Genomic DNA, 17,063 nt, shown 5'->3' with positions numbered 1-17,063 from the left:
GCACATCATAGACACCAGTGTGTGTATGTGCGGAAAGGAATGGGAGGATTTTTTGTTTTAACTTGCTGTGACCCATTACGATGGGCTGAGATGAGGAGGAAAATAAAATGTTCCACGAACAAGTGCTGTTGCGTATTCCAGGCCCGACCCCGATCCCCCGCAGGTGGAGCGCGCGATGAACCGCCCGATCACCGGACACCGCAGCGGAGATTTTTCCCGTCTGTTCGCCGAGACGGCCGAGCGGTTGAAACTGGTGTTCCAGACCCGCCAAGACGTGCTGATCCTCGCCGGGTCCGGTACAGCCGGGCTGGAAGCGGCCGTCGCCAACGTCGTCTCGCCGGGCGACAAAGCGCTGGTGCTGTGCGGAGGCAATTTTGGCGAACGCTTTGTGAAGATCTGCCAAGCCTACGGGGCGAATGTCCTGCAGGTGGAAGCGAAATGGGGCGAGGAGATCGACCCGGAGCTCGTCGCCGCCACCCTCGCCGAGCACCCCGATGTGAAGGCCGTCTTCGCTACGCACTGCGAAACATCGACCGGCGTCCTGCATCCGATCCAGCAGATCGCACGGCGCGTGCAACAGACCGACGCCCTGCTGATCGTCGACGCCGTGTCTTCGCTCGGTGCGGTCGACCTGCCGATGGACGACTGGGGGCTGGACATCGTCGTCACCGGTTCGCAAAAAGCGCTGATGCTGCCGCCCGGACTGACATTTCTCGCCGTGAGCGATAAAGCGTGGGCTGCGGTGGAGAGCAACCAGGCTCCGCGCTTCTACTTCGACCTCCGCGCCTACCGCAAGCAGGTGCGGGCGAACACCACGCCGTACACCCCGGCCGTTTCGTTGATCTACGGGCTGGCCGAAGTGCTGACGATGATCGAGGCGGAAGGGCTTTCGAACATTTTCAACCGCCATCTGCTCTTGCAAAAGATGACCCGCAGCGCGATCAAAGCGTTGGAACTGCCGTTGTTCACCACCGATGAGGCCGCTTCGCCAACCGTGACGTCGGTCGGCATCTGCGACTTCGATGTGGAGAAACTGCGCAAGGCGCTGCGCACCGAGTTCAACCTTGCCGTCGCGGGCGGACAGCAGCATTTGAAAGGCCAGATTTTCCGCATCGGCCACATGGGATACTGCTCGCCGGCCGATGTGCTGCAGACCTTGACGCTGTTGGAGATCGGGCTGTTCCAGGCAGGTGCGCCTGTCGTGCTCGGCCGGGGTGTGCGGGCGGCGCAGGAAGTCTTTTTGACGCAGAAGGAGGTCGTTTCCCATGGCTAACTACCGCGTATTAGTCAGCGACCCGATTTCGGAGCAGGGTCTGGCTGCTTTGCTCGAAGCCCCCGAAGTGGACGTGGACATTCGCACCGACTTGACCCCTGGGGGGCTGCTTGAGGTGATCGGCGGGTATGACGCGCTGCTCGTCCGTTCACAAACGCAAGTCACCGTCGAAGTCTTGCAGGCCGGCGTCAACCTCCGCGCGATCGGGCGGGCCGGTGTTGGCGTCGACAACATCGACGTGCTGGCGGCGACCCGGCAAGGCGTGATCGTGATCAACGCGCCGGACGGGAACACGATCTCCACCTGCGAGCACACCTTCGCCATGCTGCTCGCCATGGCGCGCAAGATCCCGCAGGCGCACGGCAAGCTGAAAGGCGGGGCGTGGGACCGCAAATCATTTGTCGGCGTGGAACTGAACAGCAAAACGCTTGGCATCTTGGGCTTTGGCCGGATCGGTTCGGAAGTGGCCAAACGGGCCATGGCGTTTAACATGCGGGTGCTGGCGTTCGACCCGTTTTTGACCCGCGAGCGGGCCGAGAAGATGGGCGTGGTGATGGCGTCGGTCGACGAGATCGTCGAAGCGGCCGATTTTATCACCGTGCATACGCCTTTGATCAAAGAGACGAAACATCTGCTCTCTCATGACCAGTTCGCCCGTATGAAACCGGGTGTGCGCCTGCTCAACTGCGCCCGCGGCGGCATCATCGACGAAGCGGCGCTGGTCGAGGCGTTGCAGAGCGGCAAGGTGGCAGGCGCAGCGCTGGACGTTTTTGAAAGCGAGCCGGCCACGCTGGAGAATCCGCTGCTGAGCTTCGACAACGTGGTGGTTGCGCCGCATCTGGGCGCATCGACCGAAGAAGCGCAGATCAACGTGGCGATCGACGTCGGACGTGAGCTGCTCCAACTGCTGCGGGATCGGCCGTTTAAGAATGCGGTCAACCTGCCGTCGTTGTCGGATGAAGCGATGCGCACGATTGCGCCGTACCTCGACCTCGCCGAAAAAGCCGGCCGTCTGGCGGCGGCGCTGGCGGAAGGGCCGGTGCAGAAGATCGAGATGACGTTCGCGGGCAAGCTCGCCGACAAGCAGACCGACCCGCTGAGCCGTTCGATCCTGAAAGGGCTGCTCGGGTATCACCACGGCGAGGAGGTCAACTACGTCAACGCGCCGTTTTTGGCGGAGCAGCATCGCATTCAGCTGACGGAAACGAAGACGACGCGCCATGATCTCTATGCCGACCTGCTGCAGGTGACGGTGCAGACAAGCCAAGGGGATGTGACGATCGCCGGCACGCTGATCGCCGACCTCGGCCCGCGCATCGTGCAGATCAACGATTTCAAAGTCGACCTCGCCCCGGAAGGCACGCTCCTGATGACCGAGCACCTCGACCAGCCCGGCATGATCGGCAAAGTCGGCACCCTCCTCGGCCGCGCCGACATCAACATCGCCGCCATGCAAGTCGCCCGCCGTTCGCAGGGCGGTATGGCGCTGATGATTCTGGCGGTGGATAAGTCGCTCGATGAAGAGACGTTCGAGGCGATCCAGTATGTGAGCGGGATTCAGAGGGTACGGGAAGTGGCTGTGTAGGGAAGGACGCAAAAAAGCGGCTCTGTGCAAGAGTCGCTTTTATTTTATTTTATATTAATATAAAAATAGTAATTTCATTATTGACACACCCTTATTTCCTTGGTAATATTTACCTACACAGAGGTAAATATATTAGATAATTTAAAGGGGAGAAAATAATGAAAAAAGCGATCACTTCTTTTGTGCTGGGGGCCAGTTTGTTGGCCGCAACAGCGACCGGGGCATCTGCATATCAGTATGCGTATTCAATCGGTACTGACTACGGACTGTTCGACATCGATACCAGCGGTGATGCCACGACGGCATCGAATAACTTTGCGTCTGCCGGATACAAATCGTACTACAACACCGCACCGACTGTCACCTATATGAGAGGTAACAACCCTGACACCGGAACCCCCCGCATGGAGAGTGAAATCTTGTTCTTCAGCGCACATGCCAACTATGACAACATGGCATGGAACTATAAAGGAAACGATGGCTCTTATATGACAGGTGTCTACATGGGCTATAACCTTGACAGCACCACCGGATACAAATATGCCGGCATCCAAAGCTATGATATGAACAGTGTCAAACTGATCACCTTTGCCGGCTGTAAAACCGCTCTGGGGACCAGCAATATCACCAAAACTGCTGTAGACGAAGGGGCGAATACAGCTGTCGGCTGGCCGGATTCGATTGAAGCTGGCTCCCACACCTCCTGGTTGGCACGATATACAGGGAAGTTCGTGTCGGGCGTCACGACGGTGAAAAATGCGGTCGATTATGCAAACTCCTTCACCTACTCGGATAACCTGGTCAAGAACGCGAAGATTTACGGCAACTCTTCCCAGATTATCCCGATCATCTATGCAAAAGATTCGTCCACTGCTGAACTCAGCGAAGTCGCGTTGGATGAAGCGAAGCGGAAACATGTGCCGGAAACCGCAATTCAATTCGATACGGTCTCCCCGCAGTATGACGAGCTTCTCTCCTACATCGCGGCAAACATCGACAAGTCTTTCCACGCTGAGGATTATCAAATCAGCATGATCGATCAAGGCACCGGTTCGGCCGTCGTAGATCTTGTCGAAACGGTTGGTGAGTTTACCACCACCAGCGGATTTGTGGCTTTGGTTGAAAACAACCAAGTCAAAGCGATCTACAACAACAAAATCGACACCAAACCGGCCAAGGCAAAAATCGCGGAGAAAGTTTCGGAACTTCAAATTTCCGATGCCAAGAAATTGGCGAAAAAGCAACTCAAGGCGAATTACAAGGAACTGGCTCAAACCGGTAAACAAGTTTTGGATCTTGAAAAAGGGAAATATTACTACGTAGTCTTTACCGAATATCAAATCGACGGAACGAACTTGCTCGGAAAAGAAGCGTACTACTATGAAGTTCAGTAAGCGGGCAGCACTGGTCACATCTCTGCTGCTGATCGTTGCCGTCCTGATTGGGGTGTATCTGCTGACCATGAATAAAGGACGCAATCTGCCCAATGATGTTTTGCATGGCCCAGTTGACGAAATCAAAGTCGTAAAAGGCGTAAATGATGTCCACGTCCTTACACAACCAAGCGAGATCAAGACCTTGCTGGGACTTCTAGAAACAGATCGTTGGGAAGCCAAGAATCTGAAAGTCAAGTGCATGCCCGACTACACTTTGTTGTTCAACAAGGATACAACGCTTGGGCTGATGTGTATCAATAACGACACCGGCTACAGCAAGATTGAGTACCAAGACAAGACGTATTACTATACGCTGCCCGTGGACACCTATAAAAAAGTCGCTGCGTTCTTGGATGAACTTTATCAGTGACCCCTAAGTGTCAGTATAAAAATCGATGCGAAAAAGCGGCTCTGTGCAAGAGCCGCTTTTGTTATGGTTTTTGTAACGCATTATCATGATGCCCGCAGGTGCGAGCCACATCAACGGCTTCTGGTCGGCCATGTTTATTTCAACGAATCGAGTCTCGCTTTGATGTCATCCATCGAAGTGAACGGCCCCGACACGCGGCCAGCCTGCAAGTCTTCCTCTGCTTCGCGCTCCTTCGACTGCCACTCTTTGCTCCAAAACCACGCCTGATCCATCACAATCGCTTTCGGTATGGTGATGGTGGAGCGTTTGTTCAAGCGATTCTTCGCCATCTCCCTCACGCCTTTCTTAGGCAGTATTATGACTTTCAGATTATCTGCAACACCAATCTATCAAAAAAACAGCTCTGCACAAGAGCCGCTTCTTGCTTTTTTCGCACACCAATCTTCCTTCTTGAAAATTAGCACTGTAAACAATCCTGCACCTTCCGCCTTGGCCGCGGGCGCTCCCTGCGCCTCGAAAAACCAAGTCAGCAAGGACTCCAACTGCGGACTCAATTTCGAATCCTTTTGAAACGTCTTCTCCACCAAATTGAGCAGCGTCTGTTGCCCGCGTGTAAAGGCGCGTTGTTTGCAAAACAGCATGTCGAAGATCAGCATCACAGTTTCTGCGCTTACATCTTTGCTTTCCTCTAAGTGCTGGATTTCCTCAAGAGATATACCCGTCCGTTCAGCAAAATCCTCCAGGCTGTCTGCGAGACACTCGCGAAGCAACGGCAAAAAGGGAACCGTGACCACCTCGGTGGGGTGGTCGGTGCAGTGACCGGCTTTTCTCATCAAAACCTCATGAGGGATACGAAGCGCCTTCGAAAGTTTCAGTAAAAAATTTGGTGTTGGTCCGCGTCCGCCTGCAATCCCGCGCTCCAATAAAGAGAGATATGAGTCGGAACAGTTTGCGTACAGCGCGAGTTGACGGATCGACATTCCCTTGGCTTGCCTTCTTGCACGCAGGAATTCTCCAAACGTTTCTTCCATTAAGACAGGCCCTCAAGCACAACCGGCGCTGCAAGCAACGTTCTCTGCTGCGCCACAAGCAACTGAGCCCACAACTCTTCCCATTTCATGATCAATTCCCAAGAGTCTTCATCGACACGGTTTTTAACGGCAGATTCCAACTCGCGAATCCGCCTTACCACCGACTTATACTCTGGAGTATCTTCAAACTGTTTCAACAATTGCAATTCGACGTCTGCCATCATTTACTTCACCTCGTCCAGCCAAACCGTTACTTCTTGCGGAAAAAAGAGTTGTTCGATCGAAGAGCCAAGCAACCTTGATAAGGAATGCGCAACATCTACAGATGGGGATTGTAGTCCATGTTCGATCTGGAGATAATCGTGAACTGTGATACCAGTTCGACCTGCAACTTCTTCGACCGTCAACTGATGCTTCCATCGCGCTTCTATTAAGTGGTGCCTGCATTTTTCATGCAGGGTCATGTGCATGTACTTCTTGGCAAACTCGGCAAAAGTCATCGAAGTCAGGTCGTAAAACACAACCTGCTCATCATTTCCTACATAAAACATCGGATCGGCCAGTGCAACTCTTTCATATACATTCGATTGGCGGGTAGGGCTGATCACGCACAACTCCAACTGGTTGTCGCAGATCGCAAAAGCCTGCGTAGCTGAAATCACAAAGGCGGGCAGCATGATATCGTTCTGTAAATCATCTGCGTCAGGCAACCTGATATAGCTGATTTGTTCCTTAGGAAGACGACGATTCTCCACATTTTCACTCCCTGTCTGTTGAAAAAAGCTGTTCAAGCGTCGAATCCAGTACATTTGCAATCCGAAATGCAGTCCGCAAAGACGGTGCATGTTTGCCTCGTTCAATGTTGGCTAGATAAGCCCTCGTGATGTCACATCGATTCGCGAGCTGTTCTTGGGTCAGCTTTTTTGCCCTCCTCGCGTGGATCAAAGCGGTGCGCGGCTGAAGTAGCAGTAGCTCACTCACAACGAGATCCCCCGACGCCGCATCTCGATCTGCGCCATCTTTCGAGCTGCGTCCATAAGTTCAAACGCACGCTTCGAATCCTGTACTTCATCATAAAGTTCTGCCAATTCTCGAATCACAGCTTCCCACGCTGAGAACACATCAGCTTTTTGGAGCAGGTCTGCAGCTTTTTCAAAACAGGTGATTGCTTCGTCCCGGTCGTTCTTCTTCAAAGCAATCTGACCGGCGAGGTTCCAGATACGCCCCCGTTGTAAGGGAATGTCAGGCAATAGCAGCCTCGCCTGTTCACATGATTCTTGTGCACCTTCCAACTCTCCGCTCAGCACTTGAAACTTCCCAATCATCAAGCAAACTGTCCCGGCCTCTTCTCGCTCGCCAAAGTCGAGAAATTGAGCACGACCCGTTTGCAACATCTCAATTGCTGACGTGTGTTGCCCTTCTTCCCCTAACAGCACAGCAGTTTCGCACTCGATTTTGGTCTTTAAAATCAAGTTCTCCATCCCCGCAAAAAGGACGGTTGCGCGATCTGAATAAGCGATTGCCTTTTCGAAATCCCCGAGCTGTTTGTAGGACTTGCTTAGTTCAAAATATAAATGTGCTAAATCGCGTACATTTGAAGCGGTTTCCAAATACTTGCCTGCTTCCTCGTAGCTGCTCACCGCCTTGTCAGGTTCCCCACACTGAGTATGGGCTCGCCCGAGGTCGTAGAGGATACTCCCCGTCAGCATCACATCGACTTCTTTTATACCGTCAGCCTCGCGAAGCGCTTTTTCAAGTTTGTATACAGCGAGTTGATTTTTCTTTCGATACAACTCCAGAACACCACTATTCCAAAGCACACGCGCAGCCAGGTGTCGGTCTTGACGGAGAACGGCGAGTTCAAACACCTGATCGAAGGTCTGGTCAGCTGCCTCCAGTTGATTCGTCTTCAGATAACAAACACCAAGATCGTATAAAACCTCACTGATCGAAAGCTGCCCATGCGATGCTTCCGACAGCCCATTCAACAGCGGAATCGCCGACGTATACTCTCCCGACGCCACCATAGCACGAGCCATTTTGTAGTTGCTGACAACATCGAGATGCATGTCCACGTTCGAGAGCAGTTTTTCAAGCGGGACTTCTAAACGCTCCGCAACACCATTTAGGACTTTGAAAGAAGGTCTTGCCCGGTCCGACTCAATCTGCGAGATCATACTCGGCGTGCAAATGCCTTTCGCCAGTTCGATCTGTGTGAAGCCTTTTTGCAGGCGCAGATTGCGGATGCGTTGACCAAGGGAGGTGTCTTGCATATGGGTTCGCTCCTTTCTGAAATAAGTTTTATTAATCTCCGCGATGCTTAATTTACTCCACGAACAAACATTAACATGCACATCGGTTCAAAAAAAGGGGTTTGGGTTAAACTCGGAAGCTGAGTTTTATTTCCGTTTTTAAGTCATCGTATTTATATCTTTGAACAAAAAAAAGAGCCCACACCTCGTGCAGGCTCTACGCTCCTATTAGCCAATCAATGAACTGCCAACAATCGGCGGAGCAATCTCCGCAATTTGTGTAGGAGCACTTCCGGTGATTTTCGGAATCGGTGGAGCTTCCCTCGCGGTCTGGTCAACAGCAAAAATACCGATCGCATATCATCTCAGCAGAGGACATGCTTATCTGAAACGATACGGATCTTACAAAAAAAGTGACCCACATTCGTGTGGGTCACTTTTTTTGTATGGTGCTATCCCAGTGGCAACGGAGGCGCTTCACTAGCCAGCAGCAGTCCATCAATATAACCAATTGGCGGCACATTATTTGCCACAGGTTGACTATAGCCGATTGGTGGCACATTGTTTGCGAGAATTGAACCGGTAGTTGCTGTGATTCCGATCAAGAACAAGAAGATCAATAGAATTGCTTTGAGTTTCATCATTTCCCCCCCTTTTATATACCATAATAAACTATTCAGCTAAGATCTTTATAGCTTTTTCGTAAAAAACTTGTCCTTCTTTAAAACTACCGATTTCCATAGCAATTCGTGCGGCAGTTTCGTATTTTAGTGCTAAGTCTCGAGGAGGAGTTTCGAATTGTTCGATCTTAGAGATGCTTTTTTTGACGGTCGCAAAATCCTTTTCGAATTCACCAATATGGAAAGTGTTAATGGCGACCTCGAGATCGTTAACGACGGTGTACTCCCTAGCTTTCAGATTGGCCGTTTGTAAAGCCTTTTTCGCCTCATCGATTTTTCCGCATTTGTAAAGTGTTAATGCCATAGTTCGCATTGAATATATCTCGTTCAAAAGATCGCAAAATTTTCGAGCCATGGTAATTGCGGTTTCTGTGTTATTCATCGAGTCACGATAGTTCCCATTGATTCGTTGAATATCACCGAGAATCTGGTAGCATCTCCCTTCAAACGGGCTGCCATTTGGACTAGAACGATGTATTTCATGAATCGCAGTTTTTAGATAGTCTGTAGCCCTGCCCCAAGCCCGAAGTTGTTTAAATGCGGTGCCTAACAGAAAAAAATCTCTTGCGCGATAGGCGGATTCTACAATTTCATTCAGGTCTGCCATTACAATTGTTATCACTTCGTTGTAGTTTCCCTGGCTTAGGTACGTCATGGCCATATTGTGGCGTGTTTTATGCTTCTGCTCATTATCTTCGATAGCTTCAGCAATATGATAAGCTTGATGGAACTTGGAAAGAGCATCGGCAAATCGTGAGCTTAGAAACTCGATGTAGCCCAACATCATAAGAGCATTGATTCGTTCATAAGGTCCGCGTTTAGAAGTGAGTTCTACAAGTTGAATTGCTTCTCCTTGGATAGCAGCCATATTATGATGTGACTTATTCTCGGAGAACTGGACATCATCAATATCCTTTTTTAAGTTGTCGATTCGCATTCGAATCTCATCGTTGTCTTCCTTCAGTACGTCTGGTGTTATACCTAACGCTTTTGCAATTCCATTGACAAAATCCGGATTAATCGGCCGATGCTTCTTCATTTTCTCAATATCTTCAACTGAAGATTTCCCCATATTAGCTACCTTGGCGATATATTCATAGGTAAGACCTTGCTCAACTCGCAAAAAGCGAAGATTACGAGCGATGACTGAATTTATTTCATACATCATGCACACTCCCTTTCAAGTATTGTAGGTGATCATTATAGCGATTACTAATAACCACTACATACCATTTAAAGTTTATCACTTGTGAAAAATATTTGTCAACAAGCACGTAAATCAAGGTGTTATGCGTAACACTTATAAAAAGGACACAACACATTAGTGTAAATCATTCATAGTGAAGTTCGGAAACAAAATACATTTTCCGCTTCTATGTAAACTTTTGGGGTGTCTCGATTAATCTTTTATCAGAAAGGAGCGACAATATCGTTTTGGAAAATTCCTGACTGCTAAAGGATCTCAGTGTCTGTGAGCAAGAACTGTTCGTGATCGGCAGCAGAAGTCGTGATGGGCATAAGCCAAATCAGTGAACGGATCACTTACACCATAAAAATACTCCTGTTTATTTGCGGAAAAACATTCAGGCAGAGAGAACGAGTTTTTAGTATCACTAAAACAGCGATATAAATTAATAATTGTTGATATATAAAAAGAAACATATTATATTGGTTTTATTCAAGTGTACACATGTACCCTTTCCAATCATCTAAAACTAGCGGAGGTGCGGCAGTGAGTTACGAAGGCGAAGTTTTTATCATTGAAAGCAACAGTTCGGGTTCTGGCTTGTCAGCCATTCTGCAAGCGAAACGTTTGGGATATAGCACACATTTTTTGACTTGCCAACCCGAGAAATACCAAAGCTTCGATGTGAATCCGATGGAAGCGGCCGATCAGTGTACGCTAATCGATACCAATGATGTCATCAAACTCTTGCATTTTATGGCGGATAAACAACCGCTCGCCGTGCTGACCTTTGATGACTTCCATGTATTTCAGGCTGCAATCGTTGCCGCACAACACGGTTTGGTTCACACGGGACTCGATGGACTGGTGAACGTTCGATTCAAAGAGAAGACCCGAATGTTCACAAACGTCTCGGGAGCAGGCCAGCCCGTGCTTTTTGAAGTCAGAGAGCCGGATGAGATTGACCAACTTCCTTCATTTGGACTTCCTTGCGTGGTCAAGCCATTGGACGAAAGCGGCAGTACCGGCGTTCGCGTTTGTTATTCAAAACAAGATTTTCAAGCAGCAATGCAAGCAATTTCGGTGATGGAGACAGTAAAAAAGAGCGGATATAAGCGGGCTGGAAAAGTACTGATCGAGGAGTATGTTGAAGGCGACGAGTACAGTGCGGAGATGATCTGGGACGCGAAAGCAGGGCTGTGGCAATTGATCGGCTATACGAAAAAATATATTACCCTGCCCTACTGCATTGAGGTAGCCCACTCGTTCCCGTACTCATTCGGAAACGACATGGATGACTCGGTTCTGGCGGTCATTCGTTCTTGGTTAGGTAGTCTGAAATTTTTGAACAGTGCCGCTCATGTCGAGTTTAAAATCACTGCAAACGGAGTACCAGCCTTGATGGAAGTGAACCCGCGTCCGGCAGGCGGCATGATCAATGAACTCGTGCGATATGCGCAAGGACGAGATAACTCCGCAGCCCTGCTCGATTTGCACCTAGGGCGTGCACTTCCGGATTTTCCGAAGTTGCTAAAGGGAAAGTGTGCGACCGTTCATTTTCTCGTTCCTAAGGAACATGGGACTGTAACAGAAGTAATTCCTCCTAAAGAGGTGTCCCCAGGTATTGTGGCCAGCAAGTTCACTCGGAAAGAACAGCGCGTTTCGGCTGGAAATAAAAAATCCGATCTCGACATTGGCTATGTAATCGCTGTGGCAGATACGCAACAGGAGTCTTTCGAACTCACCAAGAGCTACGCAGAGGCATGCAGATGTATGTATGAGCAGACAGAAGAAGTCGAATGAGGAAATATCTAAACGAGTGTGGGTTTTTCGTCAGTACGAATGAAAAGAGCGGTCTTACAGACCGCTCTTCTTTAATATCCATCGTAAGCATTCCCCGCTCCATCCATTCCCGTCGAGGACCGAGACGACATTCTGATATAATACTCTGTTCCTTTTTGAACTCCCGTGAACGTATGATAATACCACAATGCAGATGAACTTTGCGGGTAACCCCCGCGAATTGTCGTACTGCCGACCGTCGTGTCAAACCCCCAGTCTGATCTCATGAGTTCGTAGTAGACATTTGGAGTTCCGGAATATGGCGTATCCTGCCATCCTTTGATGCTGACAACTCCGGCAGTATTGTTCACAACAAAGGCAGGGCCTTCAATAGAATTAGTTAGTGAACCTGCACCCCAAGGCGAATTGAACGAGTAATAGCAAAGTGCGGTTGCAGCGTAAGTTGGGGATGCAAAAACACATAGTGCAGACAACAAGATTGCTGTGGCACTTAGTTTTTTAATCAGAGACACTGGTGTCTGCACTCCTTACTTCTTATTATTTTTCGTAACGGCCTTTCCTTCGATAAGGACTTTCCAATCTCCGTTTTCTTCTTGGATGACCGGATAATCCAGCTCATGTGTTCCGGCCACTTTTGAGACAAAACGGAGAGTAGCAATCATCTCATCGTTGTCAGTTCTTTTGAAAGAAATCAGATGCACATCAGAAAGAATCTGATCCTGCGCCATGTTGGTATAGGCTTGCTTTTTACGTGATTCATTGGGGTAGCGAAGGTCTTTGGTGTATTTCATAATTTCCTGAACATCGCTTGTCTTTAACGCATGGATATACTGCGTTACAGCATATCTTGCTTCTTGTTCTGCCGTGGTTGATGCCTTAGATTGAATCGCGCTGAAAAGTAGACTCGCCGTGAGAATACAAACGAAAGCAGTCGTAAAGAACATCGTCCTTGTCTTCAAGGAACACACTCCTTTTTATTTATATCGTAACATGCGACGGAAAATTAACAATAAGAAACATATACAACGAATCATGCATTACGTTGTGTTTGTTAATTAGAACAAAATAAATCGAGTCACCAAGTGCGGAAAAAGACTCGATCCGAAAAGTGAACCGAATCTTCGATTGAGAAAAAGGAAACGCACGCTACGTCCCCCTTTTTGATATGGATCTCTCCTACTAGCATCTAAACATTGTCTTCGTGCCGGGACAATGTTTTCATATCAAACAAAACCAAAAAGATGTATGGTGGTCATTAATTCCGTCAACCGTTGGATAGGCAACACTGTCAGTTGCTGGTTTCCCATCTGCTGTAACAACATCGCAAACAAAAAAGCCCGCAACTAGTGCAGGCTGTGATTCTTCAGCAATAGCGTTACATTTGAAATTGAACACACTAATTAGCCCACAAATGCATCGATGGGTAGTGGTGGTGCTTCATTTGCAATTTTGGTCATCGGAAGCGGAGGCGCTTCATTAGCCACATGCATAACGGACCCCACCCCGCAAGCCAATAGACCTGCAAGTATGATTGCCCCAATTTTCGATTTCATGCCAAATTCCCCCTTCAGTGTTTACTCTCATAATAAACTATCCCGGATACAATTAAAACTAAAGATTACAAAAGTGTCAGGTCTGTTGATACTCCTGGTTTTGGGCACTACAACATTTGCAACCGAGGTAACACTCTGTAATTAACTGAAAGGAGTCCTCCTGCTAACGAAACACCAAAAACATTCACGCCGGCTTTTCACTCAGTGCATCACTTGCAGCAGCGTATAAACGATACCCTCTCAACTTGGCATTTAGCAATCCCAACACCACACAACACAACAGCAAACAACCGCCCAGCACATAAGTCACCCGCGACCCGATCCCTCCAGCTAATGCTCCAATGCCGCCGTACGTAATGGGAATCGCCATCGACAGCCCGATCGACATCACACTGCCGACACGACCACGCATGGCAGATGGGGTGAGCACTTGGATCATCGTGCCAAGCGGCAACGCCGCCATCATAACAGCAAAACCAAGCAAAAAGTTCCCAATGCACGCCCCTGTCAAAGTTGGCGCCTGCGAGACAATCAACATCCCGGTGCCTTGCAGCCCCAGCCCGGCAAGAAACCATACTCCGATCCTTTTCGGAGACACCACGCCGACCAGTATCCCGCCAAGTAACAATCCCAATCCGATGGCTGCGTCAAAGATCCCCAAAGCACTTGCATCCGCCTGAAGCTCTACCTGAATGTACATCGGAGGAAGCACGTTCGTTGGGCCAAGTGCGATGTTGCTGATCATGCCGATCAGTACCAGCAAAAGGATGACGGGCTGCCTCCTGATCCAGCTTAGTCCAACTTTAATATCTTCCCATATTGAGAACTCCGTTTGATCTGTTGATCTCATCACTTTCCCTTGATCCCGCACGAACAGCAGAAATCCAAAGGAAATCAAAAACGTTAGCGAGTCAATAGCAATCGTTGCGACCGCACCCGTTACTGCAACTAAAGCTCCCCCCACCGTAGCGCCAACCAGACGATTGATTTGTTTGGAAGTAGACATGAGTGAGTTGGCACGCAACAGTTGCTCTTGTTCCACCATTTCAGGCAACCACGCTGTCAAAGCACTTGAAAACAGAGAGTTCCCCAGGGACAGACAGATCGACACCGCGTAGATCTGCCACAATTGAAACGACCCCAGCCAGAAAGATAACGCTAGCAATCCTGTCGCCGTGAACTGGAACAAGTCGGATAGTTGCATCAATCGTTTCCGGTCCCACCGGTCGGCCAGTGCTCCAAGAAACATACCGAACAGCACTTCGGGCAAAAAGGCCGCGATCAATAGAAGCGCAACATGCATCGAAGAGCCCGTTTTCTCAAAAACATACCAAGAAATCGAAATACTAAACACCACATCGCCAAAATAAGAGATCGTTTGCCCCCACCACAGATTACGAAAATTGCGGTTTGTGAACAAACTATTCATCCCGGTGAACAAGCTATTCATCTTAGGTCCTCCCTATCAGCTATCCACTCACGCATGTTCGTTCCCGCTCGACATGAGGCTGTTCATTTTTATCTTGCATTTGGCGAATGAAATGCTTAGAGATACTAAATTCCCAAAGCTCCGCATAGAACGTTCTCTCTTCTTCGGTAACTGCCTCCAGCAAATTGCTTAGTGTGCTGCCATTTGCAAAAAAGGATAAGAAGTCTATCATCGCTTCAGGAAACGGATATACGTTACCATCATTTTTGATGAAATATCTGCGCCGTTCTATTGACGTCTCTGCTCGTTTCACTACACGCTCAGCAAGTAAGTTTTTAATTTCATGATGATGCAGTCCTTTTTGTTCGCGGTTGAATTGCTCATGAAGTTGGTCTAAATCACCTTCACGAAACAAACAGTGAACTGGGAACGAAATAAGGTCTGCTGCAATAACTCCGTTCAAGCGGTATCTCGCTTGAGTATCTTTTATCTGCTCGTCCTTATGTATAATCGAGACTACCTGTCGCCCATAACGGTCGTGGTAGAACATGGTATGTCCTGTGTCGATACCGCCTACCCAAGGACGGGCAAAATGATTTTTGACCAGCTTCTTTTTCTCCTCTTCTACTATCTTTTTATCTGACTCGCTCAATCCGGTTGGGTTGTCATAATAAAGTTGTCGCACGATATCCTCGCCCTGATATGGGGTGACGTTATAGATATCAAATCTTGACGGTTCTTTTGCAACAATCGCCCCAGGAGTCAACACAAATGTCCCCAATCCTCCGAAAGTCCACGAATCAAGGTGCTCATGAAGAAAGCGAACCGATTCCAATCCATCTTCCAAGCTCTCGGTCGGAAATCCAGTGAACCCCATCACTTGAACGCCAATGCCGGCATCATGGAAATTCTGAATGGTTTCTTGAATCCGTGTCACTTGTGTCCCCTTATTGATCAGGTTCAAGATGCGTTGATTTCCTGATTCAAACCCAACCGAAATGTCAGTACAACCACTTGCCTTTAACAATTGACATCTCTCAAGCGACCAGTACTGCTCTAAACGAATTTCCGCCCCCCATCGAATATCGATTTTCTCCTCAACTAATCGTTCTGCTAATTGCAAAAGCATAGCTGGAGCAAGCACATCGACAGAAAAGTAGATATGTTTAAATTGCTTGGAAAGTTCACGAAGGTCTTCGATGATTTTCTCAAGGGGACGCTGTCGCCACGGGCTTGTCGGCGAATCGAAGTTCAAACCATAGTCACAGAAGGTACATTTATTCCAATAACAGCCACGGGAAGGCGAATAGTAGATATAGGGGTGGGGTGACAAATATAAATTCCAATTCAGCTTACTGAAATCAGGAGTCGGAGTGTCTTGGAGGGATTGATATTGTATAAGTTGGTCGGGAACCGATAAGTTGTACTTAGGATGAAACACAGTATTAGAAATGGGAGAAAACTTTGAATCCACCTCAATCATTTCAAGCAAACTCGTAAATGCCGCTTCTCCCTCACCGATAACACACGCATCAGATGCATCAAAAATATCAAAGAATTTAGATCTATCCGATAGATATTTCCAGACATCCGATACCTCTGTCCCTCCATACAAGATCATCATCTCCGGGAACGCTTCGCGTATTTTTCGTCCAATATACAAAGCGAAGGGAAGCTGCGCACAGTACGTAACATTAATCCCCACAGTAATATAGCCCTTTTCTTGAACCATGGTGTTACAGCCGATTGAAAATGACCAAAAGCTGACGCTGTTGCCTGTCCAATGGTTGACGGATATAATGACCACCATACATATCTTACAAAGGAAAAGGACGCCTCTGTATGACGTGCCACTGCTCGAACAGTTGCACCAGAGTCGTCCCCCAAAAATAGCATGATTAGTATATCAAATTATCAGCTCGAAAAAAATAGAGAACTTTTTTCGTAAGGAGTGCAGAGCAACATTTTTGCCCTTTGTGTGAGCAAGATCTGTTTGTTATCGGAAGCCGAAGTCGTATTGGGCGTAAGCCAACCGGTGAACGAATCACCTACATCATTCGTCGTCTGCGTTGCAAGTGTTGCAAGAAGATCCATCATGAATTGCCGGACTTGCTCGTTCCTAACAAACATTACGAAGCTGAATGCCTCGAATCAGTTTTGTCACATGGACAGTCCGTAGGCGTAGCTGCAGATGACTCAACCTTGCATCGCTGGCACGTTTGGTTCAAGAAGTGTTGGCAGTACTGGGTGAATTGTTTATCAACGATAGCGGCGCGTACAGGAAATCCGGTGGAGCCATTGTCCGTATCTTCACCGTCTGCACTCCAAAGGATCGGACATTATGTTGGACAAGGAGTCGGATGGCTGGCGAGACTTGTCCGACCCATCGTTCATTCTCAATTATGGGTACATACCCGTTTTGCCTTCTTGTCCGCTGTCCCTTGATGTATCGTGAATCTACATCC

The 17,063-nt window shown here is 48.6% G+C and carries 18 protein-coding genes and 1 pseudogene; 6 read left to right on the top strand and 13 right to left on the bottom strand.

Going from position 1 to position 17,063, the window contains the following annotated elements; genetic code table 11:
- Window positions 1-107: 107 nt before the first annotated feature.
- From CBW65_RS10065 to CBW65_RS10050, 4 genes and pseudogenes are all read left to right on the top strand, one after another.
- Window positions 108-1,273 (top strand): annotated as a pseudogene (locus CBW65_RS10065) (pyridoxal-phosphate-dependent aminotransferase family protein).
- Window positions 1,266-2,858, top strand: coding sequence for a phosphoglycerate dehydrogenase (gene serA, locus CBW65_RS10060; RefSeq protein ID WP_087456676.1), 1,593 nt, complete (start codon window positions 1,266-1,268; stop codon window positions 2,856-2,858). The pseudogene CBW65_RS10065 and the gene serA overlap by 8 nt, the downstream one beginning before the upstream one ends.
- Window positions 2,859-3,016: 158 nt before the next feature.
- A complete protein-coding gene (locus tag CBW65_RS10055) occupies window positions 3,017-4,252 on the top strand; it encodes a hypothetical protein (protein WP_087456675.1) in 1,236 nt (411 codons plus the stop codon).
- Complete coding sequence (locus CBW65_RS10050) at window positions 4,239-4,664, top strand: hypothetical protein (RefSeq protein ID WP_087456674.1); 426 nt, start codon at window positions 4,239-4,241, stop codon at window positions 4,662-4,664. Before CBW65_RS10055 ends, CBW65_RS10050 begins: the two co-directional genes overlap by 14 nt.
- A 134-nt stretch (window positions 4,665-4,798) precedes the next feature.
- Here the strand turns inward: CBW65_RS10050 and CBW65_RS10045 are convergent, their stop codons facing one another.
- From CBW65_RS10045 to CBW65_RS10010, 8 genes are all read right to left on the bottom strand, one after another.
- Window positions 4,799-4,993 (bottom strand): hypothetical protein, encoded by a 195-nt coding sequence (locus CBW65_RS10045; RefSeq protein ID WP_087456673.1) that lies wholly within the window; start codon window positions 4,991-4,993, stop codon window positions 4,799-4,801.
- A 60-nt stretch (window positions 4,994-5,053) separates the two neighbouring features.
- Window positions 5,054-5,695, bottom strand: coding sequence for a helix-turn-helix domain-containing protein (locus CBW65_RS10040; RefSeq protein WP_087456672.1), 642 nt, complete (start codon window positions 5,693-5,695; stop codon window positions 5,054-5,056).
- The gene (locus CBW65_RS10035) at window positions 5,695-5,919 is read right to left on the bottom strand and encodes a hypothetical protein (RefSeq protein WP_087456671.1); all 225 of its coding nucleotides are present in this window, start codon (window positions 5,917-5,919) and stop codon (window positions 5,695-5,697) included. The genes CBW65_RS10040 and CBW65_RS10035 overlap by 1 nt, the downstream gene beginning before the upstream one ends.
- Window positions 5,920-6,450, bottom strand: coding sequence for a helix-turn-helix transcriptional regulator (locus CBW65_RS10030; protein ID WP_087456670.1), 531 nt, complete (start codon window positions 6,448-6,450; stop codon window positions 5,920-5,922). It abuts the gene before it with no gap.
- Between the two features lie 4 nt (window positions 6,451-6,454).
- A complete protein-coding gene (locus tag CBW65_RS10025) occupies window positions 6,455-6,676 on the bottom strand; it encodes a helix-turn-helix transcriptional regulator (protein ID WP_232463477.1) in 222 nt (73 codons plus the stop codon).
- On the bottom strand, window positions 6,673-7,968 hold the full coding sequence (locus CBW65_RS10020; RefSeq protein ID WP_087456669.1) for a helix-turn-helix domain-containing protein: 1,296 nt from the start codon (window positions 7,966-7,968) through the stop codon (window positions 6,673-6,675). Before CBW65_RS10020 ends, CBW65_RS10025 begins: the two co-directional genes overlap by 4 nt.
- Before the next feature lie 431 nt (window positions 7,969-8,399).
- Window positions 8,400-8,588, bottom strand: coding sequence for a hypothetical protein (locus CBW65_RS10015; protein WP_087456668.1), 189 nt, complete (start codon window positions 8,586-8,588; stop codon window positions 8,400-8,402).
- A 31-nt stretch (window positions 8,589-8,619) separates the two neighbouring features.
- Complete coding sequence (locus CBW65_RS10010; RefSeq protein WP_157721870.1) at window positions 8,620-9,792, bottom strand: helix-turn-helix domain-containing protein; 1,173 nt, start codon at window positions 9,790-9,792, stop codon at window positions 8,620-8,622.
- Between the two features lie 567 nt (window positions 9,793-10,359).
- On the opposite strand from CBW65_RS10010, the gene CBW65_RS10005 reads away from it, so the two are divergent.
- Window positions 10,360-11,616: an ATP-grasp domain-containing protein gene (locus CBW65_RS10005; protein WP_157721869.1), complete on the top strand. Its 1,257-nt coding sequence runs from the start codon at window positions 10,360-10,362 to the stop codon at window positions 11,614-11,616.
- Window positions 11,617-11,687: 71 nt separating this feature from the next.
- On the opposite strand, the gene CBW65_RS24180 is transcribed toward CBW65_RS10005, so the two are convergent.
- The 5 genes from CBW65_RS24180 to CBW65_RS09990 form a co-directional block, all read right to left on the bottom strand.
- Window positions 11,688-12,128 carry a hypothetical protein gene (locus CBW65_RS24180; protein ID WP_157721868.1) on the bottom strand — a complete coding sequence of 147 codons (441 nt, stop codon included), beginning with the start codon at window positions 12,126-12,128 and terminating at the stop codon, window positions 11,688-11,690.
- Window positions 12,129-12,143: 15 nt separating this feature from the next.
- The gene (locus CBW65_RS10000) at window positions 12,144-12,575 is read right to left on the bottom strand and encodes a hypothetical protein (protein ID WP_087456665.1); all 432 of its coding nucleotides are present in this window, start codon (window positions 12,573-12,575) and stop codon (window positions 12,144-12,146) included.
- A gap of 441 nt (window positions 12,576-13,016) precedes the next feature.
- On the bottom strand, window positions 13,017-13,169 hold the full coding sequence (locus CBW65_RS24175) for a hypothetical protein (RefSeq protein ID WP_157721867.1): 153 nt from the start codon (window positions 13,167-13,169) through the stop codon (window positions 13,017-13,019).
- A gap of 184 nt (window positions 13,170-13,353) precedes the next feature.
- Window positions 13,354-14,619 (bottom strand): MFS transporter, encoded by a 1,266-nt coding sequence (locus CBW65_RS09995; protein WP_087456664.1) that lies wholly within the window; start codon window positions 14,617-14,619, stop codon window positions 13,354-13,356.
- 19 nt (window positions 14,620-14,638) lie between these two features.
- Entirely contained in the window at window positions 14,639-16,330 is a 1,692-nt protein-coding gene (locus tag CBW65_RS09990; RefSeq protein ID WP_157721866.1) for a B12-binding domain-containing radical SAM protein, read from the bottom strand.
- A gap of 242 nt (window positions 16,331-16,572) precedes the next feature.
- Between CBW65_RS09990 and CBW65_RS24810 the strand changes: the two genes are divergently transcribed.
- On the top strand, window positions 16,573-17,043 hold the full coding sequence (locus tag CBW65_RS24810) for a DUF6431 domain-containing protein (protein ID WP_087456323.1): 471 nt from the start codon (window positions 16,573-16,575) through the stop codon (window positions 17,041-17,043).
- The last annotated feature ends 20 nt before the right edge of the window (window positions 17,044-17,063 follow it).

The organism is Tumebacillus avium (assembly GCF_002162355.1).
Classification (GTDB): domain Bacteria; phylum Bacillota; class Bacilli; order Tumebacillales; family Tumebacillaceae; genus Tumebacillus_A; species Tumebacillus_A avium.
The sequence above is the reverse complement of the archived record's forward strand: the minus strand, read 5'-3'. Positions and strand labels throughout refer to the sequence as shown.